This is a genomic window from Algoriphagus sp. (assembly GCF_029254265.1).
Classification (GTDB): Bacteria; Bacteroidota; Bacteroidia; order Cytophagales; family Cyclobacteriaceae; genus Algoriphagus.
Genome location: NZ_JAQWXX010000099.1, coordinates 39194 through 61197, shown reverse-complemented (window position 1 = coordinate 61197; position 22004 = coordinate 39194). Strand labels below are relative to the sequence as shown.

Annotated in this window: 19 protein-coding genes and 1 tRNA gene; 10 read left to right on the top strand and 10 right to left on the bottom strand. The window is 38.4% G+C overall.

Annotated elements, in window-relative coordinates; genetic code table 11:
* Nucleotides 1-108 precede the first annotated feature (108 nt).
* Complete coding sequence (locus P8O16_RS15265; RefSeq protein WP_300316304.1) at nt 109-1893, top strand: acyl-CoA dehydrogenase; 1785 nt, start codon at nt 109-111, stop codon at nt 1891-1893.
* Nucleotides 1894-1978: 85 nt separating this feature from the next.
* Nucleotides 1979-2911, top strand: coding sequence for a UDP-glucuronic acid decarboxylase family protein (locus P8O16_RS15260; protein ID WP_300316303.1), 933 nt, complete (start codon nt 1979-1981; stop codon nt 2909-2911).
* A gap of 128 nt (nt 2912-3039) precedes the next feature.
* Here the strand turns inward: P8O16_RS15260 and P8O16_RS15255 are convergent, their stop codons facing one another.
* Nucleotides 3040-4722 carry an AMP-binding protein gene (locus P8O16_RS15255; RefSeq protein ID WP_300316302.1) on the bottom strand — a complete coding sequence of 561 codons (1683 nt, stop codon included), beginning with the start codon at nt 4720-4722 and terminating at the stop codon, nt 3040-3042.
* A 76-nt stretch (nt 4723-4798) separates the two neighbouring features.
* Entirely contained in the window at nt 4799-5956 is a 1158-nt protein-coding gene (locus P8O16_RS15250) for an acyl-CoA dehydrogenase family protein (RefSeq protein WP_300316301.1), read from the bottom strand.
* 181 nt (nt 5957-6137) lie between these two features.
* Here P8O16_RS15250 and P8O16_RS15245 point away from each other — a divergent pair, with 181 nt between their 5' ends.
* Nucleotides 6138-7103 carry a phosphotransferase gene (locus P8O16_RS15245; RefSeq protein ID WP_300316300.1) on the top strand — a complete coding sequence of 322 codons (966 nt, stop codon included), beginning with the start codon at nt 6138-6140 and terminating at the stop codon, nt 7101-7103.
* On the top strand, nt 7100-8338 hold the full coding sequence (locus P8O16_RS15240) for an ADP-ribosylglycohydrolase family protein (RefSeq protein WP_300316299.1): 1239 nt from the start codon (nt 7100-7102) through the stop codon (nt 8336-8338). The genes P8O16_RS15245 and P8O16_RS15240 overlap by 4 nt, the downstream gene beginning before the upstream one ends.
* Nucleotides 8339-8390: 52 nt before the next feature.
* Here the strand turns inward: P8O16_RS15240 and P8O16_RS15235 are convergent, their stop codons facing one another.
* The 4 genes from P8O16_RS15235 to P8O16_RS15220 all read right to left on the bottom strand — a co-directional run bounded on the left by P8O16_RS15235 (nt 8391) and on the right by P8O16_RS15220 (nt 11998).
* Nucleotides 8391-8975: a hypothetical protein gene (locus tag P8O16_RS15235; protein ID WP_300316298.1), complete on the bottom strand. Its 585-nt coding sequence runs from the start codon at nt 8973-8975 to the stop codon at nt 8391-8393.
* A gap of 398 nt (nt 8976-9373) precedes the next feature.
* Complete coding sequence (locus P8O16_RS15230) at nt 9374-9886, bottom strand: thioesterase family protein (protein ID WP_300316297.1); 513 nt, start codon at nt 9884-9886, stop codon at nt 9374-9376.
* Between the two features lie 11 nt (nt 9887-9897).
* Entirely contained in the window at nt 9898-10524 is a 627-nt protein-coding gene (pncA, locus tag P8O16_RS15225; RefSeq protein ID WP_300316296.1) for a bifunctional nicotinamidase/pyrazinamidase, read from the bottom strand.
* Nucleotides 10511-11998 (bottom strand): nicotinate phosphoribosyltransferase, encoded by a 1488-nt coding sequence (locus tag P8O16_RS15220; RefSeq protein WP_300316295.1) that lies wholly within the window; start codon nt 11996-11998, stop codon nt 10511-10513. Before P8O16_RS15220 ends, pncA begins: the two co-directional genes overlap by 14 nt.
* 228 nt (nt 11999-12226) lie before the next feature.
* On the opposite strand from P8O16_RS15220, the gene P8O16_RS15215 reads away from it, so the two are divergent.
* From P8O16_RS15215 to P8O16_RS15205, 3 genes are all read left to right on the top strand, one after another.
* Nucleotides 12227-12766 (top strand): sigma-70 family RNA polymerase sigma factor, encoded by a 540-nt coding sequence (locus P8O16_RS15215; RefSeq protein ID WP_300316294.1) that lies wholly within the window; start codon nt 12227-12229, stop codon nt 12764-12766.
* Complete coding sequence (locus P8O16_RS15210) at nt 12759-13514, top strand: tol-pal system YbgF family protein (protein ID WP_300316293.1); 756 nt, start codon at nt 12759-12761, stop codon at nt 13512-13514. Before P8O16_RS15215 ends, P8O16_RS15210 begins: the two co-directional genes overlap by 8 nt.
* A gap of 105 nt (nt 13515-13619) precedes the next feature.
* Entirely contained in the window at nt 13620-14354 is a 735-nt protein-coding gene (locus tag P8O16_RS15205) for a hypothetical protein (protein WP_300316292.1), read from the top strand.
* A 207-nt stretch (nt 14355-14561) separates the two neighbouring features.
* Here the strand turns inward: P8O16_RS15205 and P8O16_RS15200 are convergent, their stop codons facing one another.
* The 3 genes from P8O16_RS15200 to P8O16_RS15190 form a co-directional block, all read right to left on the bottom strand.
* Nucleotides 14562-17219, bottom strand: coding sequence for a CHAT domain-containing protein (locus P8O16_RS15200; RefSeq protein WP_300316291.1), 2658 nt, complete (start codon nt 17217-17219; stop codon nt 14562-14564).
* Between the two features lie 106 nt (nt 17220-17325).
* Nucleotides 17326-18177 carry a hypothetical protein gene (locus P8O16_RS15195; protein ID WP_300316290.1) on the bottom strand — a complete coding sequence of 284 codons (852 nt, stop codon included), beginning with the start codon at nt 18175-18177 and terminating at the stop codon, nt 17326-17328.
* Nucleotides 18178-18234: 57 nt separating this feature from the next.
* Nucleotides 18235-19038 (bottom strand): DMT family transporter, encoded by an 804-nt coding sequence (locus P8O16_RS15190; protein WP_300316349.1) that lies wholly within the window; start codon nt 19036-19038, stop codon nt 18235-18237.
* Nucleotides 19039-19182: 144 nt separating this feature from the next.
* Here P8O16_RS15190 and P8O16_RS15185 point away from each other — a divergent pair, with 144 nt between their 5' ends.
* The gene (locus tag P8O16_RS15185; protein WP_300316289.1) at nt 19183-19632 is read left to right on the top strand and encodes a peroxiredoxin; all 450 of its coding nucleotides are present in this window, start codon (nt 19183-19185) and stop codon (nt 19630-19632) included.
* Here the strand turns inward: P8O16_RS15185 and P8O16_RS15180 are convergent.
* Nucleotides 19622-20290, bottom strand: a complete 669-nt coding sequence (locus P8O16_RS15180) for an ABC transporter ATP-binding protein (RefSeq protein ID WP_300316288.1) — start codon at nt 20288-20290, stop codon at nt 19622-19624. The genes P8O16_RS15185 and P8O16_RS15180 overlap by 11 nt on opposite strands.
* Before the next feature lie 139 nt (nt 20291-20429).
* Here P8O16_RS15180 and sucC point away from each other — a divergent pair, with 139 nt between their 5' ends.
* Nucleotides 20430-21644 (top strand): ADP-forming succinate--CoA ligase subunit beta, encoded by a 1215-nt coding sequence (gene sucC, locus P8O16_RS15175; RefSeq protein ID WP_300316287.1) that lies wholly within the window; start codon nt 20430-20432, stop codon nt 21642-21644.
* Nucleotides 21645-21653: 9 nt separating this feature from the next.
* Nucleotides 21654-21727 (top strand) — tRNA-Arg (locus P8O16_RS15170).
* The last annotated feature ends 277 nt before the right edge of the window (nt 21728-22004 follow it).

The window sequence follows — 22004 nt, the reverse complement described above, 5'->3', positions numbered from 1 at the left end:
ATGAATTAAATCTTATTTTTAAAAAATCAATCAATTGCATTTTACCTTTAAGAAGCTTCTTCGATTAACCCAAAAAATCCGATATTTGATTTCACCCAAACTCAAAATATGCCTCAGTTTTATTCTCGAAAAGATCTCTTTTTTCAGCTTTTTGAAAATCTTGATTCGCTCCAATTAACCGAACTCCCATACTTCGCAGACCACTCCAAAGAAACCTTCCAGATGGTTTTGGATGCTGCACATCAAATCGCGACTAAAAATCTATATCCATTGCTTACCGAAATGGACCGAAATGAACCTGTTTTGGAAAATGGAAAAATCAAGATCCATCCAGGAATGCAGGAAATTGTGAAACAATTTGGGGATGATGGCTGGATCAATGCCACATTTTCTTACGAAGAAGGTGGGCAGCAATTACCATGGATGATTCATATTGCAGCTGGATTCATACTTCAGGCAGCTAATTATTCAGCCAGTGTTTTTCCATTTTTGACCACTGGAGCAGCCAATCTAATTCGGACTTTTGGCGATCAGGATTTGGTAAAGAAATTTACACCAAACATGTATTCAGGCCTTTGGCAGGGAACAATGGCTCTGACAGAACCCGATGCTGGCAGTTCACTTTCAGATCTTTCCTCCACCGCTTATCCAACTGATCAGCCTGGAATCTATAAAATCAAAGGCCAGAAAATCTATATTTCCTGCGGAGATCACGATGCCGTGGAGAACATAATCCATTTGATGCTGGCAAGAATAGAAGGAGCTCCAGCTGGTACAAAAGGAATCTCACTTTTTGTGGTTCCGCAAAAGAAACTTGATTCTGGGCAGTCAAATGATGTGCTAACGGAAGGAGTATATCATAAGATGGGATATAAAGGTGCTCCAATAGCCCATCTGATGTTTGGGTCGGATGACAATTGCGAAGGGTATCTTTTAGGGGAAGCCAATCATGGATTGAAATACATGTTTCAAATGATGAATGAAGCCAGACTTGGAGTAGGAATGAATGCAGTAGCCATTGCGACAGCAGCATTTCAAGCCTCCTTAGCTTATGCCAAAGAACGCCCTCAGGGAAGAAAAATAAATGAAAAAGATCTCAGTAAACCACAGGTCCCAATCATTTCCCATGCAGATGTCAAGCGCATGCTTTTATTTCAAAAAAGTATCACCGAAGGTTCGTTGGCACTATTGCTCTATTGCGCTATGCTTTCAGATCAAATTAGTCAAGAATCTGAACCCGAAAAGAAACAAAAATTAGAAGTATTACTGGATTTATTAACTCCTATTGCAAAAAGCTTTCCTTCGGAAATGGGCTTACAAAGTACCTCGGCCGCTGTTCAAGTGTTAGGGGGTGCTGGATACACCACAGATTTTCCGGTAGAACAATACTATCGGGAGGCAAGGATTCACCCGATTCATGAGGGGACTACGGGTATCCATGGTTTGGACTTATTGGGAAGAAAAGTCTTGATTCACGAAGGACTTGGATGGAAAATCCTCAATCAGGAAATTCTAAAAAGTATAAAGTCAGCCAAACTAACGATCGGTTGCGAAGCATTAGCTGAAACTCTGAATAGCTATTTATCTATTTCAAATCAGGTAGCCTCAACCCTTTTGGGAAAGTCAAAAGAGGGACCTGAAATTTTCCTTGCTGACGCTACCCTATTCCTAGAACTCTGTGGATTCTTAACTGTGGGCTGGATGTGGCTTAATCAAGCTCGAACGGCACGAGAAAAATTAGCTCGACCAGGTATAGATCAGAGTTTTTACCAAGGAAAAATAGAAACCGCCAACTACTTTATGGAATATGAGCTGGTAAAAATCAAATCAATTGCTGAAAGATTAAATTCTACGAATTACCCAACCCTAAAAATGGAAGAAGATTGGTTTTAAGTCAGCGAAAGATTCAGATCATCCCTCTTATTTGAAACAATTCCTTATTTTTGGCGACGCGTAATTTTAACACATCAATTAAAACATGAAAAGAGTATTAGTGAGCGGCGGAGGGGGATTCCTAGGAAGTCATCTTTGCGACCGTCTTTTACAAGAAGGAAATGAAGTCTTATGCGTAGATAACTTTTTTACGGGTAATCGAAGAAACATTCATCATTTACTCGATAATAGGAATTTTGAATTGCTACGGCACGATGTCACTCATCCACTTTATGTAGAAGTTGATGAAATATACAATCTTGCTTGCCCAGCTTCTCCTGTGCACTATCAGTTTGATCCAGTTCAGACCACTAAGACGTCTGTAATCGGAGCAATGAATATGCTTGGGCTTGCAAAGCGATTGAAAATCAAAATCTTACAAGCTAGTACTTCTGAGATTTACGGGGATCCTGAAGTTCATCCACAACCGGAATCCTACAAAGGAAGTGTCAATACACTCGGTATCCGAGCTTGCTATGATGAAGGAAAGCGATGCGCAGAAACCCTATTTTTTGATTATTACCGACAGCATCAAGTTGCGATCAAGGTGATGCGTATTTTCAACACTTACGGACCAAGAATGCATCCAAATGATGGCCGTGTGGTGAGTAACTTTATCGTACAAGCCTTAAAAGGTCAGGATATCACTATATACGGAGATGGTAAGCAAACCCGTTCCTTCTGTTATGTAGATGATAATATAGAAGGAATGTATCGCTTGATGAATAGTCGTGACGGCTTTACCGGTCCAGTAAACATTGGCAATCCAGGTGAATTCACCATGCTTGAACTCGCTGAGTTGGTAATCGAGCTTACCAATAGTAAGAGTAAATTAATTTTCCTCCCACTTCCTCAGGATGATCCAATGCAGCGAAGACCAGTGATTGATTTAGCTAAAAAGGAGTTGGATTGGGAACCCAAAATTGAACTTCGGGAAGGACTTGAAAAAACTATAGCGTATTTCGAGACTGTGATATAAATGTCCGATGCAAGGAGTCAGATGTTGGATGTCCAATATCCGACGATTTCAATCAATTAAGTAATTTCATTTTCATTCATAAAAAAGGTTCAAGTCTTCGGACTTGAACCTTTTTTCTTGCTTTTGATTTAAGCCCCGATTTTCTCAATATGTGCTTCTTTGATTTTTCGTCTCAGTATTTTACCCACATTTGATTTTGGTAATTCGTCAATAAAGTAGACTTCTCTAGGACATTTGTAATTTGTCAAAAGCTCGTGACAGTGATCAATTACAGCCTTATCCGTGAGTGACTTATCTTTGGGCACTACATAGGCCACCACTTTTTCTGTGGATTTTGGATCCGGCATGCCAATGACTCCAACTTCCAAAACTCCCGGACAAGAAGCAATTGCATCTTCCACCTCATTTGGGTAAACATTGAATCCGGAAACGAGGATCATTTCTTTTTTTCGATCTACGATTTTGGTAAATCCATCATTATCCATAATCCCAATGTCTCCTGACTTAAACCAGTCTCCCATCATCACTTCTGCCGTGTCTTTAGGTCGATTCCAATATCCTTTCATGACCTGCGGACCTTTAATACAGATTTCCCCTCGTTCTCCATTTGGAAGAGTAACTCCCATATCATCTACGATAATTATTTCAGTATTTGGGAGAGGCAATCCAATCGTGCCTATACGCTCGGTTCCATCTGTGGGATTACATGTGGCCACAGGTGAAGTTTCGGTGAGTCCGTAACCTTCAGCTAATGGAGTTCCAGTTGCTTTTTTCCATTTGTCCGCTGTTGCTTTTTGGACAGCCATTCCCCCTCCTACTGCGACCTTCAATCCAGAAAAATCCAACTTATGGAAAGCTTCCTGATTCAAAAGACCATTAAATAATGTGTTTACTCCTGTAAACACAGTAAATCTATGTTTTGAAAGCTCTTTTATAAAGGCAGGCATATCACGAGGATTTGTGATTAGCAGGTTATGGGCTCCGATTTTCAACATTGCTAAGCAGTTCACCGTCAATGCGAAAATATGGTAAAGTGGAAGGGCTGTTACCACGATCTCTTCCCGTTCTTTCAAGCTTGGTTTCATCCATGCGGAGATCTGCTGCATATTTGCCACAATATTTCCATGAGTCAACTCAGCTCCCTTTGAAACACCCGTTGTGCCACCTGTATATTGCAAAAATGCTGTATCTGCTAATGTTAGGTTTTCTGCCTTAAAAGTCTTTTTAGCCCCTTCTTTCAAAACTGTTTTGAAAGAAACAGCTCTTGGAATAGAAAAACTAGGAACCATTTTTTTGATATGCTTTACTACCAGATTGACTATGGTTCCCTTTAACCCTCCAAGCATGTCACCTAATTCTGTCACGATCACATGCTTTGCTTTTATTTCAGGAAGAATCTTCTCCAAATTACTTGCAAAATTGGCAACGATCACCACAACTTCAGCACCGGAATCATTGAATTGATGCTTCATTTCCGAAGGTGTATAGAGCGGATTGGTATTAACTACCACCATTCCTGCTCTTAGGGCTCCAAACATCGCTACCGGATATTGGAGAATATTGGGCAACTGGATTGCAACTCTAGTACCTTTTTCCAACTTAAGCACTTGTGTTAAATAAGCTGCAAAGCTCCCACTTAGTTGATTCAAATCATTAAAAGAGATTGTTTTGCCCATACATTCATAAGCAACTGCAGGTCCATATTTTTTTACACTCTCATCAAAAAGTTCTGAAATACTCGAATATTGGGTAACGTTTACAGTTTTATCAACTGCGGCGGGATAATGCTTTAGCCATGGAAAATCTGCCATAGAATTGGTTTTTTTGGGTGTAAACTATTTTTCCTGAATTACTAAAAAATCTTTGTTTTGATCAAACAATCTTGAATTATTTCAAGATTTTTCTTGCAATCAGCTCCTTCATGATTTCATTAGTACCGGCATAGATTCGCTGCACTCGTGCATCTGCATAAGCTCTAGCTACTCCGTACTCCCACATGTAGCCATAGCCCCCATGAAGCTGCACACATTCATCGGCTACTTTACACTGGAGTTCGGTCATATTATATTTGGCGGCGGAAGCCATAGCTGGATCGAGCAGCTTGTCATTGTGAAGAATAACCAACTGGTCACAATAAATTCTTCCTTGCTCCAATGCTGCTGTCATCTCAGCCAGTTTAAACCGGGTATTTTGAAAATCGGAGATTGATTTATTAAATGCTTTCCGTTGTTTCACATACTCTACAGTTGCCTGAAGCATGTATTCTCCCAATGCGATTGCAGCAAGTGATACTACCAGACGTTCTTGAGCTAACTCATGCATCAAATACTTGAAGCCATCGCCTTCTTTTCCCAAAAGGTTTTCTTTTGGAACTTTCACATCTTCAAAAAACAACTCACAGGTATCTTGAGCATGTAACCCAACTTTCTCAAAAGGAACCCCCTTGGTATATCCCTTCATGGAATTATCTAGAACTATTAGGCTTATTCCTTTTGCTCCTTTACTAGGATCAGTTTTCACAGCTACTACTACCACATCGGACAGGTATCCATTCGTGATAAAAGTCTTTGAACCATTTACCAAGTAGTAATCTCCATGATCTATTGCCGTGGAACGCATCCCTTGAAGATCTGAACCTGCACCCGGTTCGGTCATAGCAATTGCACCAATGTATTCTCCAGAAACCATTTTAGGAATGTATTTTTTCTTAGTTTCTTCATTTCCATAATGCAAAATATAGGGCATCACAATATCGCTGTGCAATGGGTAACCTATAGCCGGCCCTGAACAGCCGCTCAATCCAAGCTCCTCAATCAAAATGGCATTGTATCGAAAATCCTGAATATTCATACCACCCAATTCTTCGGGGGCCTGTATTCCAAGAAATCCATTTTCACCTAATTTCAGCCAGCTTTCTCGAGAAACCATCTTCTTTTTCTCCCATTCTGAATTATACGGGGTAATCTCACGAGCAATAAATTCTTTCACAGATTGTCTAAAAAGTTCGTGCTCTTCGTTGAAAAGTAATCTAGGTAGTCCAAACATGATTTTATAATTGGGTTTAATTTCAGCTCAAAAATAGGGATTTTTAATGTCTCTTATTTTCCGTTTGTCCTCTAAAAGACCTTTTCAAAACAATATCTCTCAGTAAAACACAAGAGACTATTGATAAAAAAACTAATGAGTAAATTCGCGGTTTAAATTTTATCCGAAACTAAAACCAACCATGTTAGATATTCCGGAGCAGAACTCTTTAGAAATTCTGAAGAAATTCCCCTATTGGAAAGCCAATGAAAGTATCATCTCTGCTGAACCTGCAGGAGAAAGCAATATGAATTTAGTACTTCGGGTAAAGACAAATTTGCGGTCATTTATCTTAAAGCAATCCAAAAATTATGTTCGAAAATTCCCACAGATTCCTGCCCCAATTACACGGATTGAGGTGGAATATGCATTTTATGATTTGGTACAAAAAGAAAAAGATCTCACAGATTTTTCTCCAAAAGTGATCCATTTTGACCCTGAAAATTACATTTTACTTACTGAGGATTTGGGGGAAGGAAGTGATTTTCTGGAATTGTATTCGGGAAAAAAGCAGCTCTCTCTGGATCAAATTGGACAATTAGCAAATTACCTAAATGCACTTCATGAAATCCAAACTGACTCATTTCCATCAAATCTGGAAATGAAGAAGTTAAACCATGAACATATTTTTAATTTCCCATTTGAAGAAAACAATGGTTTTGATTTGAATTCAGTTCAGGCGGGTTTACAGGAAATCAGTTTACCTTTTAAAAGAAACCAATCGCTCAAAGCTGCTTTGAAAAAGTTGGGCACGCGCTATTTGGCAACAGGAGAAACACTTATTCATGGAGATTTCTATCCTGCCTCCTGGCTTGAAATAAATGGTAAACTTAAAATTATAGATCCTGAATTCGGTTTTATGGGGGATGCTGAGTTTGACTTGGGAGTTCTTTTTGCACATCTACAATTGAGCAAACAACCTGAAAATCTTAAGGAAGAATTTCTAAAAATCTACAAAAAAGACTTCAATCAAAAACTCGTTGAACAATACGAAAGTGTTGAAATCATGCGTAGGCTAATTGGAATTGCACAACTTCCAGTTGACCTTACGATTGATGCCAAGAAAAAACTTCTTGAGGATGCAATGAACCTACTCACGCACTCATGAAAAAACTGATCTATTCTTTTCTTTCCTTGACCTTACTTTTTTCCTGCGGTAAAAAACAGGAATTAAAAATCGATTCCTATGATAAATTGGAAATCAGTGGTCTTAGTGAGTCAGAACTCCAAGATAAAATTCTAGGGATGCTAGTCGGCTCAGCAATTGGCGATGCTATGGGGGCTCCTACAGAAATGTGGTCCAGAGAAAACATCAACGAAGCTTATGGGTTTGTTACAAGTTTGGATACAATGATTCGGGAAACTTCTCCCGAAGGAATTTGGTTGGCCGATCTACCTGCAGGCGGAACTACGGATGATACAAGATGGAAAGTCCTAACCAGTCGCTATCTGATGACCCAACAAAATCAGACACTTTCTGCCACTGATTTCGCAAGTCAAATCCTTAGCCATTATCAAGATTACACTGAAGAATTTAATGCAATCAAAGACACTCTTCCTGAATCTTTTGAAGATGTTAATCTTAAACTTGGATGGCTTCAAGAATGGGCAAAAGTAAGTGAACCATTTATTGCAAATAATCTGGTTGACTATTCGGAAGCTCTGGGAAAATTCTATGGAGGAGAGATGGTTTGTGCAGGTTTATTATACGCCCCTGCATTGGGAATTTTCTTTCCCGGAGATCCGGAAAAAGCCTACCGTGAAGCTTATGCCCTTTCGATTTATGACTTGGGCTACGCAAAGGATTTGACCTCTTTAGCTGCGGGAATGACTGCCGCAGGAATGAAAAAAGGCGCTACAAAAGATTCTCTTTTAGCTTCACTTCAGGTTGATCCGGAAAATTATTTTGAAAGTCGACTAGTGGGAAGGACTGCAAATTCAATCTTAGCCAACGCATTAAATATCAGTAGTGAATCACACCAACAAGACAGTTTAAGTATTGGATTAGATCCAGCAAGTCCAGCACTTCAAGCAGCATTTTTAGCTTTAGACCAGCGGCTGCAGGACATGCCTTTTCATGCAGGGGAAATATGGCTTCAGTCGCTAACCGCCATGATTTATGCAGATTTTGACTTTATGGGAAGTTTGGTTTTCCTAGTGAATTACGGTAGAGATAATGATACCACGGCGGCAGTAGTAGGTGGTATTCTAGGAGCTTACTATGGCTTTGAACAACTTCCCAAACTGGAGCGGGAACAAGTACTGAAGGTCAATAAGGAGCTTTTAGGAATTGATCTAGAACAAATTTCGAAAGAGTTGACTTCGCACATGCTTAAAAAATGAAAAAACCCTTAATCTTCCGATTCAGGGTTCTGGTTTTTAGGTTTGAGAGAAATTAGAAATGAAGGATTCGGGTTCTTCCCAATGAATCTTTCAACTCGAAATAAACTTCCTCCGGAGAAACACCTTTTAATTTGTAATCCTTTCTAAAACCTTCTGGCTGGGTAACAGTCTCCTGGAAAAGAATTTTATTTCCATTTTCCATCCGGATCTTTACTTCCACACCAGGATTTTCAAGTCCGATAACAGCTAGATTAATCGTCTCATCATCAATCTGATGCCCGTAAGCCATTAAAGGATATTCGATTGGGGCTTTTTCTTTTTCAAAAGTTTCCACAGTATAGACTACTTCCTCATCTTCAGTAGAAATCATCACCTGATACTCTCCACAAGGTAAGTGGTCCAAGTTATAAGGAACCATCAAGTCATTGGTAACTTTTACTTTCCGTTGATGAAGGATTTTGCCGTTCTCATCCATAATAGCGATTTTGGCTTTTCCCACTCCATCTTTAAGGAGTACATTGACATGCTTGAATTTTGCATTGACATTTGACAAAGCCATCAAGTCTTCGTTTTCATTGGCAGCAAAACTAGATGTAGCTAAAAGTCCTGCTAGAGCGAAAGTGAATAAAGTTTTCATAATAATGTTGGTTTAGATAATGAGTTGGTTTAGTACGTTATGCCATTACTCCTTGCGAAGCCCGTACCACCTATGCCATGACCCTGCATTGGAGTCCATTTTCAGGGACTACTTTTTTTGAAAAATTAACTTTCAGGCAAAATTAAATTTGGCAATAAGTCTGATTTCTTTACAAAAATTGTCTTGAAACGGTACAATTTCTCGTTCGCTTGTCACGATGCCGAACAGTTTTTGAGGATTTTGCCAAAAAATGAGGTTGCATCATATTGCGCGCGTTAGTAAAAATTAATCTTGAAAAAATTTTCAACCCCTTGGATTCAAATATTTTATAAAAAAAAACCTGTACGGTTATGTACAGATCTTGTCCGCTGGGACACATATTTTTGATATAAATCAATTCAACTCTTGAGTTCTGTAACTAGCCATTTAACCCGATCTTTGATATCCATCTTAGAAACATCCAAGTTTCCTGAGGTTGCTTTTAGAAAATCCAGAACTGCTCCGGTATGATCTGTAGATTTCCCCTCTCCCAAGGTGACATATCGCATCGTTGACCAAAGGAGTGTTTTCAATTGAGTTTTGGAATCATCAGTCATATAATATTCCACCACCGTAGTATTATGATTATGCCAGATCACCCTGCTCATGATCCTCACCCACTCTCCTACCATAGCGGGCCGGACATAGCTGATGTTATGATTATATACCACCCAAGCTGCTTTATAAGTACGGATAAGATCTATTATTTCCAATCCATAAAGTTTAGGCACTTGATCTTCTCGGGCGTTAAAGAAATAATCAAAGTACTTGGCATTATTCAAATGCCGAAGCGGGTCACAATCCTGAAAGCGAATCACGACTCTACTTTCAGTCTCTGTGGGATAGTGTTTTTCAGGGTTATACTCAAACATATTCTTTCACTTTATATGTCTTCACTTGTTATCAACTTTACTCCTGCTGCTTCAAGTTCTGCCAAGGAATCTTTGCCATCCTCTGGATTTAAATTCACTGCCCGAGTACCGTCAATAACCAGAAAAGTATCAAACTCAAGTTCCTTCGCATCAAGGGCAGTGAACTTGACACAGTAATCCAAAGCCAATCCGCAGATAAAAACTCGGTCGATTTGATTCTTTTTAAGATATGTTGATAGACCGGTATCTCCTCTTTTGGCATTATCAAAAAACCCTGAATAGGAATCCACTTCCGGATTCATACCTTTTTGAAAAACCTTTCTCCAAGTCTTCTTATTAAGATCTTTTGAAAAATCAGCACCTTCTGTTCCTTGGACACAGTGAACTGGCCAAAGGATCTGACTTAATCCATTCAAATCGATTAGTTCACCGATTTGTCGACCAGGATTATTGGCAGCAAAACTTTTATGATTTGCCGGATGAAAATCCTGAGTAGCAACTATAAAATCGAACCTATCTTGAATTGAGTTGATCGCGGGAATGATCTCATCACCCTTTGGAACCGCCAAGGCTCCTCTTGGGAGAAAATCATTCTGAACATCTACGATGATCAATGCATCCTTTTCAGTCAGTTTCATGATCTAGTTTTTTAGCTTTTAAAACCAATTCCATTCGTAATTGATGAAGATTTTCTTCCAATCCAACCGGGTACAAATGTGGGTTTACCAATCTTTTGTGGGTTTTATCCAATGACTCCAACTGGGATTTTGCTCGACTTCTGATTTGATCCATGGTGGGAGAATCATAGACTATTTCCCCTTTTCTGAATATCTCTTTGAGGAGAATTTCCTCCTGATAGAAATAAGGCATCAGGCGTTTTCTTCTAGTGGGATCGATAGGATCTATGATGATTACGCCTTTAGGGTCTATAGGCTTATCTTCTAAGTAAATTATATCTGCTACAGCTTTATCTTTGGAATAGTAGCGTTTCACATTATGGAAACCCGGAATATTTATTTTCAAGGATTGCTGAGAAAGCTTAATTTTTGGCTCCCAATCCCCATCCTCATTTCGAATTGCTGACAATTTGTAAACCGCACCTAGCGCAGGTTGATCAAAAGCAGTTACCAACTTCGTTCCTACGCCCCAAACATTAATTGAAGCTTCCTGAGTTTTCAGGGAGGTAATAATATGCTCATCCAGGTCATTTGACGCAACTATCTTCGCGTCTTTAAATCCCTCAGCATCGAGCATTTCCCGAGCCTTATTACTATAATATGCCAAGTCACCCGAATCTATTCGGATTCCAATCATTTCCTTCCCTTTGCTTCTTAGTGCCTTCCCCACTTTAATAGCATTCTTTACCCCATTGAGCGTATCATAAGTGTCCACCAAAAAGATACAATTGTCTGGGAAAGCATCTGCATAAGCTTCAAAAGCTTCCAATTCCGTTTCAAATGACATTATCCAGCTATGCGCGTGAGTGCCTGATACAGGTATTCCAAAAAGCTTCCCAGCCATCACATTGCTAGTGGAAGCACAACCTCCTATATAAGATGCACGGGAAGCAGCCAGTGCACCGTCTATTCCCTGTGCTCGTCTCAATCCAAATTCCAAGACAGGCTCACCTTTGGCTGCCAAATTAATACGGGCAGCTTTAGTCGCTATCAAAGTCTGAAAATTCAAAATATTAAGCAGAGCGGTCTCTAAAAGCTGACATTGAATAAGCGGTCCTTTTACTCTTACAAGTGGGGAGTTTGGAAAAACTACTGTTCCTTCCTCAACAGCATCAATGTCACAGGAAAATTTCATCTTCGAGAGGTAATCCAAAAATGCCTTTTCAAAAACAGGTGACCCCTCCTTAGATTTCATATCTTCCAAATAAGAAATATCAGCCTTTTCAAATTTAAAATTTTTGCAATAGTCTATAACATAGTCTAAGCCTGCGGCTAATGTGAAACCTCCTTGAAAAGGATGCTTCCTGAAAAAAAGATTAAAAACTGCTTCTTGCTCAGCTTTGCCCGATTTCCAATAAGCATAGGCCATCGTTAATTGGTAAAAATCAGTAAGCAATGCGAGTGAAGATTGATATAAGTCTTTGGTGATTTTCATAATTTCAAAAGAAAGGTAAAAATATAATAGTCCAAGAGTCTTCCCTAAGGTTTTCTATTGCCATTTTATTTCAAATCAGGATTTTTAGATACAAAATTAATTTTTTGGATATTGTGATTACAATTTTTCAGACAGTTCCGACTATTAGATAAGTAGCTAATGAAGTTAAATCAGAATTTAGATGATCAGGATTTGATAGAACTAATCCTAACCAAAAAACAACAAAATATGGCATTAAACTTACTTTATAAGCGGCATTATGGACTATTGGAGAATTACGTTCTTCAAAACTCCGGCTCTTCAGAAGATGCAGGAGATGTCATTCAGGAAGTAATGTTGGTCTTTGTTCAGATGATTACCCAAGGAAAATTCAGAGGAGAGTCAACTATAAAGTCTTTGCTTTATAACATTTGTAGAAATCTCTGGATTTCTGAACTGAGAAGAAGAAAAAGCACATTTGCCAGGCACGAAAAATATGAAATGGAATCGGAAAAAACTGAATTGGATATTTCCGAAAGTATTGCTCGGACCGAAAATTTGAAATACATCATGAAAGTCTTTAATCAGCTTGGCGAGCAATGCAAAAAAGTTTTACAGCTTTTTTACTACGAGGAGCTCACAATGAAGGAGGTCTGCGAGAAACTAAATTATAGTTCTGAGCAAGTTTTAAGAAATAAAAAATACAAATGCCTCAAATCTCTGATTGAAAAAACCCAATCCTCTCCACAAATCTACAAAAACCTACAAAAAGCATTGCGTCATGAGTAATATTGATTTAGAAACTCTGGAAGCCTATTTAGAAGGAAAACTCGCAACTGATCAAAAACAGGTTGTTGAAGAGTCACTTACTCAGGATTCAGATTTGAAGGAAGAGCTGGAGCTATTAAAATTGAGTAGAGAATCCATTCAGCTTGATTCTTGGTCCACCTTGATCTCTGAGACGCAAAACTCTTTCTTAAAGGAAAGAGAAAAGCAAACTATACAATCACCCGGGTTCTGGGTTTGGTCAGCAAGAATAGCAGCATCTCTAGCTTTTTTCTTGGTTGTTTCCAGCGTTGTATTAATTAGTACCACCTCCCCCGAGTCCATCAACAAAAGTTTTGGCTCATATCAAATTCCTGTTATGAGAGGTGGATTGGATGCATTATCAGAATTGGAGGATGCTTATAGCTCTAAAGACTTTGAAAAAATAGAATCTATAAGGAAACAGACTGATTCTTTCAACATCCATTCTAACTTTATACTAGCAATGGCAGATTTACAAAATGGAAATCCAGAATCAGCGGAACAGTTGTTGAAAAAATTGGAGTCCCAAAATCAATCTTCAGGAACACCCTTATATTCTGATGAGATTGAATATTATCTGGTCCAATCCCTAGTTCAACAACAAAAATATGAAGAAGCCGAAAATCGGGTGAATGAGTTGTTAAATCAGCCTGATAATAAATATGCGAAGAATTTTTCCAATTGGGATTTATGGAAAATCAGAATCTTGAAATTCAAAAAAAACATCTAAAACCTAATAAAACTCCCACTTCGGGAGTTTTTTTTTACTTTTTTCAGTTTTACGATTACATTCTTGCAGTTGACTCCGACTATAGATTAAACCAACAAAAAAATTATGAAAACACTAATCAAATTATCATTTAGCGCATTCTTAATGCTCGGGCTATTTTCATGCAACGAAGAGGAAGATCCTTTGGCAATAGGAACAGGGGATGTGAGAGTTGGAATTGGAGTAAAAATAAATTCCGTTTCTAACCCTGGGGCACGGATCCAAAATACCGGTCTGGAAATTAATTCAGGATTTTTACAAGTGAAAAAAATCGAATTAGAAACTGAAGGAGTTGATGAAAATGGAGAATTCGAGCGTGAATTAGAATTCAAGTTCCCAGAAATACTCAAAATTGATTTTAACGAGTTTGATCAAGGAGTGGATTTCTTCATTAATATTCCAGCTGGGAATTACGAGGAAATTGAGTTTGAAATTGACCTCATTGACAATAGAGACCTACCTAGTATTCAACTAGATGGTACTTTTGAATATCAAAACGGGAGTTCTGTTCCTTTCCGTTTAGAAGTTTTTGGGGATGATGATGATGACTTAGACTTTGAGGTCGAATTAGAAGCTGAGGATGACGATGGCCTATTTTTTCTAGATGGGGTAAATAATCCATTGGCTCTTTTGGACATCAATGCAAAAGGATGGTTTGTAGGGATTACCAATGCTGAATTAGAAAATGCTGAACTTACTGATGGCGTCTTGGTAATTTCAAGATCACAGAACGAAGGAATCTATGATCGCGTCTTGAAAAAAATCGAAGATTCAAGTGAAATAGAACTGGAATTAAAATAAAGATATCTGATCATCCGCAATGATACCAGTAATCTCTTTTTCTTTACTTATCTGGCTGGGAGACCGATGACGGGTGATAGAAGTACCAGCAATGCTAGTGTTTACCATACATTAAGTCGCTTTTACCTTTTGCTGGTGCAATCGCAGATTTACACATAAAGGTATAAACCAAATCAAATGATCCGGCGGAGAAATCTGCCGGATTTTTTATTTAATGACTTTTGAACGACTCCTTTTCCAGACAATTATTACTAAAAGAAACAATATCAAGCTCAGGCCTATTATAACGTATTTGGTTTTCCAACCGGAAGAAATAAGCTCGGGCTGACCGATCACAACAAAGTTTGCCCAATATCCCGGATCAGAGAATTGAGACATTTGAGGATCTCTTAGTAAATCTAATTTTGCTAATCTTAAAGCCATAGCGTAGGTCTCTCCATCTTCTAGATGTTCGTAGAACTTCTCAGACAAATAAACGGCAACCTGATTTTCTGTCAACCAAAGGGAAGTGACCAAATGATTAGCTCCGGCTAAAGCAAAGCTCCGAGCCAAACTGATTAGTCCCTCTGAACTGTTCAATTGTCCAGATCCAGTATCACAGGCACTCAAAAACACCAATTCTACCGAGTCTAAGGGCTGAAAGCTGAGTTCCTGAGAAAACAATCTAAACTCCTCTTGTTCTGGGTGAAAGGCAATAAAAGAAGAATTATAATCCTGAGATTCTGCTTTTGCGTGTGTAGCTAAATGAATAAAAGGATAGTGCGGAGCTTCATTCAAAAAAGTGGTTAAATCTGCTTGATCGTCCAAATAAGTTTTGAACCCAAACCTACTAACCTCTTTTTCTGAGCCTGGCAATTTAGAGAAGCCCTGAAAACTTTCTTTTTCGAAAGGGGCAAAACCCAAAACCGAGTCAGAAAACCATTCTTTCTTTTGGTCAGCTTGAAGTAAAGCTCCGGAAAACTGATAAAGAACCGCTAACCTTTGAATAAGGTACTCCTGTTCAATCGGTAAAATTTCAAAAGGAATTGAATTGAACTGGTCATGAGGTATGACTATAAGCTGATCTCTACTTTTCATCCTGACAAGCCAGGGATCAAATAACATTTTTGAAAAAAGAGGGATAAAATCTCCTGTTTGATAATTCTTTCCCCTAATCGGGTTTTGAAGGGACATTCTCCACCGCTCTAATTCTCTAAAATCAATCTTTGCTAAATCAATGACATTAAAATCAAAAAAATCCTCCTCGACCCAAAACACAAGTACTTCCTTTTCAGATTGAAACAAGGAAATGCTTGCTGTCTTTCCGTCAAGTTGATTTTGGAAGTTCGCTAAACTAAACCTCTCTGAATCATGGAAATCAGGGATGTACTGGTTAAACCCTTCTCTCAATCGAGAAAGCTTTACTTGTAGTTCAATATATTCTTCCTGCAACTGTTGTTGTTCTTCTTCATCACTTGATACAAACTGTTTTTGATAATTTCTCGATAGCAGAAATTGAAAATTATCCTCTTCTTGGAGCATGGCTTTTGGAATGCCTGATTTTCTTTTTTCCTTTTCAAAAAATGCTCCTAATCTAAGAGCTCCAGCTTTGCTTTGCTCTGCCCACTCAAAAGCCTGCTTCATCAGTTCAAAATTCGAATTTCGGTTTGCTATGACGTGAAGTTTATCAATTGCTTTTTGGTAAGCTTGAAGGGCTTGGTCACCTAAAAAAATTCTAGCCTCATCGTTATCAAAGTTATAACTGATGAAATTCGCGAAATCAAAAGCTGTTAAATAAGTGTTCAAGCCCAATTCAAACCATTTTTGATCAGGCTCTTTTTCATAAAGCCTCCAAGCTACCTCAGCTTTCGAAACCAAGGTTTCAAAAAGTGTAAATGAAGCCATTCCAAGGGTGGATTGCTCTGGGTTTTCATATAAATCCAAACTTTGAAATGAAGGGTGAAGTTCAACAATTGCCTTTTGGAAAAATTCCATAGCCTTGTGGAAATCACCTCTTTCTCTATACAACTCTCCTCTTAAATTATAATAAATACCACGTTGAAGGTCTTTTTTTCTTGTCAGGTTTTGTAAAATAGAATCCCGAATTTGGTTGAGAGTTTCCTCAGCTTTCACAAGATTTCCTTGCTTAAAGTACCCCTTGGCTAATAGGTTTAAATAAGAGAATAATAATTGATTATCTGCATTTTGAATTTTAGCCAGTACATCCAGTGCTTCATCAGGCATACCTTCTTCCAACAACGTGTTAGCAAGGTTAATACGAATCTGATTCATATTGATTCCCCAACTAAGGAGGTTTCTGTAAATAGTCTTCGCACTGTCGTACTTCTCCAAATGATATAGTGCAGAAGCTTTATTACTCAGAAAACTATAGCGAGCATATTTGACATATTCTCCGGTGGCATCTTTTAACGTAGATTCTGCCCTGCTGAAATAGGAAATACTTTGAGTATAATTACCTGTTTCAAAGTAGTATACTCCTAAAGCGTTGAATAGCCTTTCAGGTTGCAAGCCAATCTGAATACGACTTTGAATTTTTTCAGCCTCTTTCAAATGCAAAGCAGAGCTATCCAATTTATTCAAACTAAAGAGAAGCTCACCCAAATATAAATGCGATGAATAAGTAAGGGTATCCGATACTTGAAAATCAGCAGCTAATCGAATCCCTTTTCTATAAGATTGAGCTGCAAGTTCGTTTTGCGAATAAACAGAGAGTAAAACCCCAAGTCTTTCTGCTGCTTTTATAAATTCCGCTGCTTGGGTTGAATTCGGGGTTTGTGTTAATACTTTTTTGTAAAGCTCAATGGCTAATTGATCCTCCTTTTCAGTAGGAGAAGCTAAGTAAAAAAGAGAATCTGCTTTTTTCAATAGGCTTATTGAACTTTGAGCCGGAAGAAAAATAGGCCACAAAGTAAAGATGACTGAACAAACTAAAAAGTATTTTTTTTGGAGCACAGATACTGTAATTGTGACCCTACTGGAGGCGGGCCACAATCACAATGAAAGGGGGACGAGGTTTTCCTGCAGGTCGAGTTTCGTTTAGTTGTCTAAAATTAACCCAATTTCCATCTCTCCGCTCATTGATTAAATCATTTTTTTCTTCAATATCATCCAACAGACTCTGAGGGATATCTGCTACTGTTTCAAAATAAAAGAACCTCAAGGGAATTTTATTTAATGCCAAACCGCTTAAATCTGGAAGTTCGTAATATAGTTCCACATCTAATACTTCACCATTAACAGGTATCACCCCAAAAGTCTCGTTCTCAACGGTCTCTAGTAAATCAAAAACACCTTTAGAAGAAATCTCGAATCCCAAGTCTTCCAACAATTGACCAGTGGGATTATCTGTATCAAAATCACAACTATTATCCGAACTATTATCATCCGGACAAGGTAGAGGAAGGCCGGGTACTCCATTATAAATAGGACCTGCTAAAGTTTGATTTTGGTCTAAGACATAAATCCCATCTAAATAATTTACACCACCAATTGTGACAAAGGTTTCACAAGATGAGGCACTTCCCTCAGGAGTAAATGTGATTTTATACTTCAACCCAGTTTCACTTGAATTTACATCAATAGTCCCGGTAGTTGGGTCAATTGCCAAGCCGTCCGGAATTGCCGAAAAACTCCCATTCGCATTAGAAATTGGACTTACAAGTACATTTTGTGTAGCATCGATATAAAAAATCGTATCAGGATAAGCAAGAAGCTCACAATCAAAAGGCTCTCCTATTCCATTCGGATCATCTTCCACACAGGATAGAAATGAAAATGAAAGTATTAAAAAAAATAACTTTGGAAGTAAGTCAGATGCGCGCATTATATATTCATTTTTTTAATAGTCGAAGCATACTGCAAAAATGTAACCTAACTATAATTACTTTTCTCTTAAATTCAATAAAATTCCAAGCAAAACCAATCCCATACCTACGTAAGACATTACGCCGAAAGTCTCTCCAAAGAAAAGGAAGCCAAAAAATAAGGCGTAAAGAATACCTATATAACTTAAACTGGAAACTTTAGAAACGTTTGCATTTTGATAAGCAATGGTCATAAAGTATTGTGCTGTCTGAGTACATATACCGATCCAAAGCAAAATCAACCAATCCCAACCAATAGGCTGAACCCAAGTAAAATAGCTGACAAGTGTTGCTACCGGTAAGGTGACAAGAGGAAAATAGAAAATTATAACAAGCGGGTGTTCTGTATTTTTCAATTTTCGGATAACATTATACGCAAGCCCTGAAAATAAAGCAGAAATTATTCCTATGCTACCATACAGTAGGTTAACCCGAGCATCAAATCCCTGAAGCACTATAACTCCGGCAAATGAGATCCCAAAGAATAGAAACTGAATAGGTCTTACCCGCTCTTTAACTAGAAATATCCCAAGAATTGTAGTGAAAATCGGAGATAAATACTGAATGGTAACTGCCGAGGCTAGCGGGATTTTCTGCAAAGTATAGAAGAATGAAATCAGCCCTATAGAGCCTACTATCCCTCTTATTATCAGCAACTTCTTATTATTACCAAATACAGAAACACCTATTTTTTTCAGTACCAAAAAGCTAAAAACCAAACTGAAAAGAGAACGGAATAGAATAATTTCTATGGCAGGAATATGAGGAATGAATTTCACCGAGACGTTCATCAACGCAAAAAATACCCCTGCCAAAAGCATGGACTGCACACTGGTAATTTTCAAAATCGGTGGTTTTAAATTCCTTATTCTTCAAAGGTAAAAAGGATTTATAAAGTTCAACCTTTCTATGTGATTCGCATTTTCAAAAAAACCTTTCAAGATTTGTAAAGTTAAACTCTCACTATGGCACTATCTATTGGCAAGTCAGCCCCAGCATTTTCTTTAGCTTCTACAAGCGGCAATACCTTATCCTTTTCCAAAGACTTACAGGGCAAAAGCTTTATTCTTTATTTTTATCCAAAGGATTTCACCCCGGGTTGCACGGCAGAAGCTTGTGAGTTTCGGGATCAATTCGAAGCATTTCGGGAGTTGGAAATACCGGTATTTGGAATTAGCAGAGATTCTATCGAAAGTCATCTCAAGTTCAAAGCAGCGCACAAACTTCCTTTTGAATTACTTTCTGATCCTGACGGAAAAGTATGTAAAGCCTACGATGCGTTGATTCCTTTGATCAAAATGCCCAAAAGAGTAACCTATTTGATTGACGATTCAGGAAAAATAGCAGGTGTATTTTCGGAAATGTTTGAGTCCAAAGGTCACATCAATGCCATGCTTAAAAAGCTTAAGAAATAAGATCTGAGGCCTCAATCAAACCATCTTTCATTGTCACTTTTCGATCTGCCATATTCGCAAGCTCCTCATTGTGAGTTACAATTACGAACGCTTGACCAAGTTCTTTCCGAAGCGTGAAAAATAATTCGTGAAGACCACGGGCATTTTTAGTATCTAAATTTCCAGAGGGTTCATCTGCAAAAACCACAGCGGGATTATTTATAAGGGCTCTTGCGACAGCTACTCGCTGTTGCTCTCCCCCGCTTAAAGTATTTGGCTTTGAATCCAAACGATGAGAAATCCCCAATAATTCGGCGAGTTCAGCTGCTTTCTTTGCCAGCTGATTTGAATTGGTATTTCTGATAAATCCTGGGATCTGGATATTTTCCAAGGCCGTAAACTCCGGCAAAAGATTATGAAATTGAAAAATAAATCCAATTTGCTCGTTCCTGAATTTCGCCAACTCTTCTCCTTTCAGGCGGATTAGATCCAAACCATTCATTTCAATCTGCCCACTATCAGGCTTATCTAAAGTCCCTAAAATTTGGAGCAAGGTGGATTTCCCAGCTCCTGAAGAACCTACAATAGAGACGATTTCCGATTTTGAAATTTCCAGATTTACTCCTTTAAGTACTTGAAGGTTTCCATAAGATTTATGGATTCCGTTGGCTTTCAGCATACTATGTTTTTTTTATATCTCAAAAATAGAACAAATCCCTCAAATTCAGGAATGAAAGGCTTTTTTCTGGAAAAAAGGAGAAATTCAGGTTTGATTTATCGACACTTTGAACGTAACTTCGTGCAAAAATTCAGACAGGATGAATATTCACGAATATCAGGCTAAAGAAGTACTAAAAGGTTACGGTGTACGAATTCAGGAGGGCATAGTGGCTGACAGCCCTGAAGCGGCACATGAAGCAGCAGTAAAACTCAATGAGAAGACAGGCACTTCATGGTTCGTAATCAAAGCACAAATTCACGCAGGTGGTCGTGGTAAAGGTAAAGTACAAGAAACCGGATCAAACGGTGTGGTACTAGCCAAAAAACTGGAAGACGTAGCTGAGAAAGCAAAGAATATTCTTGGTGGCACATTGGTAACTCACCAGACAGGTCCTGAAGGTAAAAAAGTAAATAAAGTTTTGATCGCTGAGGATGTCTATTATCCTGGTGCTTCAGAACCAAAAGAATATTATGTATCCATCCTTCTCGACAGAGCAAGTGGTAGCAATGTTATCATGGCTTCTACTGAGGGAGGAATGGATATTGAAGAAGTAGCTGAAAACCATCCAGAGAAGATCATCAAAGAATGGATCGATCCAAAGGTAGGGTTACAAGGTTTCCAAATCAGAAAGGTTGCTTTCAAACTTGGTCTAAGCGGAAATGCATTTAAAGAAATGGTGAAGTTTATCGCCGCTCTTTATAAAGCTTATGAGGCTACAGATTCTTCTCAGTTTGAGATTAATCCGGTTTTAAAAACTTCTGATGATAAAATCCTTGCAGTAGATGCTAAGGTTAATTTGGATGATAATGCACTTTATCGTCATCCTAATCTTGCCGAGTTGAGAGACGTAGCTGAAGAAGATCCTTTGGAAGTAGAAGCTGGTAAATCAGGTCTTAACTATGTGAAACTAGACGGAAACGTAGGTTGTATGGTTAATGGTGCTGGTCTTGCTATGGCCACCATGGACATGATCAAATTAGTAGGTGGCGAGCCTGCCAACTTCCTAGATGTAGGAGGAGGAGCAAATGCTACTACTGTGGAAGCTGGATTTAGAATCATTCTTCAGGATCCAAACGTGAAAGCAATTTTGATCAATGTATTTGGTGGAATTGTAAGATGTGATCGTATCGCTAGTGGTGTGGTTGAAGCTTACAAATCAATCGGTGACATCAGAGTTCCTATCATCGTTCGTTTGCAAGGAACTAACGCTGAAGAAGGCGCAAAAATTATTGACGAATCAGGTCTAAAAGTAGCTTCGGCTATTACTTTGAAAGAAGCTGCTGATAAAGTACAGGCAGTTCTTGAAGGTTAAAATAAATACGCACTCGTAGTTCAACTGGATAGAATATCAGATTTCGGCTCTGAGGGTTGAGGGTTCGAATCCTTCCGAGTGCACGAAGCTCAGACGAAAGTCTGGGCTTTTTTTTTGTTATTTTTTAATCGAAAAGAGGAACACTCTCTGCACTTTTAACACTATCCAAAAATCTAACAGAAGCTGTTTCACTAGCTCCTACAGTCTGGAATTAGTATCTCCATTCCTCATGGAAAACTTGAAGACGCTCAAGATTTCCCCTACCCAATATCTAGTCCTTATTCCCTTATTGTTGGCTATACTGTGAATGCGTACTGAAGAAGTAAAAACTTTTTAATCCAGACGAAACAATTGTTTTGA

Excerpts from the sequence above, each read along its gene's own strand:
- P8O16_RS15265 (WP_300316304.1), top strand. The coding sequence starts at position 109 with ATGCCTCAGTTTTATTCTCGAAAAGATCTCTTTTTTCAGCTTTTTGAA.
- P8O16_RS15260 (WP_300316303.1), top strand. The coding sequence starts at position 1,979 with ATGAAAAGAGTATTAGTGAGCGGCGGAGGGGGATTCCTAGGAAGTCAT.
- P8O16_RS15255 (WP_300316302.1), bottom strand. The coding sequence starts at position 4,722 with ATGGCAGATTTTCCATGGCTAAAGCATTATCCCGCCGCAGTTGATAAA.
- P8O16_RS15250 (WP_300316301.1), bottom strand. The coding sequence starts at position 5,956 with ATGTTTGGACTACCTAGATTACTTTTCAACGAAGAGCACGAACTTTTT.
- P8O16_RS15245 (WP_300316300.1), top strand. The coding sequence starts at position 6,138 with ATGTTAGATATTCCGGAGCAGAACTCTTTAGAAATTCTGAAGAAATTC.
- P8O16_RS15240 (WP_300316299.1), top strand. The coding sequence starts at position 7,100 with ATGAAAAAACTGATCTATTCTTTTCTTTCCTTGACCTTACTTTTTTCC.
- P8O16_RS15235 (WP_300316298.1), bottom strand. The coding sequence starts at position 8,975 with ATGAAAACTTTATTCACTTTCGCTCTAGCAGGACTTTTAGCTACATCT.
- P8O16_RS15230 (WP_300316297.1), bottom strand. The coding sequence starts at position 9,886 with ATGTTTGAGTATAACCCTGAAAAACACTATCCCACAGAGACTGAAAGT.
- pncA (WP_300316296.1), bottom strand. The coding sequence starts at position 10,524 with ATGAAACTGACTGAAAAGGATGCATTGATCATCGTAGATGTTCAGAAT.
- P8O16_RS15220 (WP_300316295.1), bottom strand. The coding sequence starts at position 11,998 with ATGAAAATCACCAAAGACTTATATCAATCTTCACTCGCATTGCTTACT.
- P8O16_RS15215 (WP_300316294.1), top strand. The coding sequence starts at position 12,227 with ATGGCATTAAACTTACTTTATAAGCGGCATTATGGACTATTGGAGAAT.
- P8O16_RS15210 (WP_300316293.1), top strand. The coding sequence starts at position 12,759 with ATGAGTAATATTGATTTAGAAACTCTGGAAGCCTATTTAGAAGGAAAA.
- P8O16_RS15205 (WP_300316292.1), top strand. The coding sequence starts at position 13,620 with ATGAAAACACTAATCAAATTATCATTTAGCGCATTCTTAATGCTCGGG.
- P8O16_RS15195 (WP_300316290.1), bottom strand. The coding sequence starts at position 18,177 with ATGCGCGCATCTGACTTACTTCCAAAGTTATTTTTTTTAATACTTTCA.
- P8O16_RS15190 (WP_300316349.1), bottom strand. The coding sequence starts at position 19,038 with ATGCTTTTGGCAGGGGTATTTTTTGCGTTGATGAACGTCTCGGTGAAA.
- P8O16_RS15185 (WP_300316289.1), top strand. The coding sequence starts at position 19,183 with ATGGCACTATCTATTGGCAAGTCAGCCCCAGCATTTTCTTTAGCTTCT.
- P8O16_RS15180 (WP_300316288.1), bottom strand. The coding sequence starts at position 20,290 with ATGCTGAAAGCCAACGGAATCCATAAATCTTATGGAAACCTTCAAGTA.
- sucC (WP_300316287.1), top strand. The coding sequence starts at position 20,430 with ATGAATATTCACGAATATCAGGCTAAAGAAGTACTAAAAGGTTACGGT.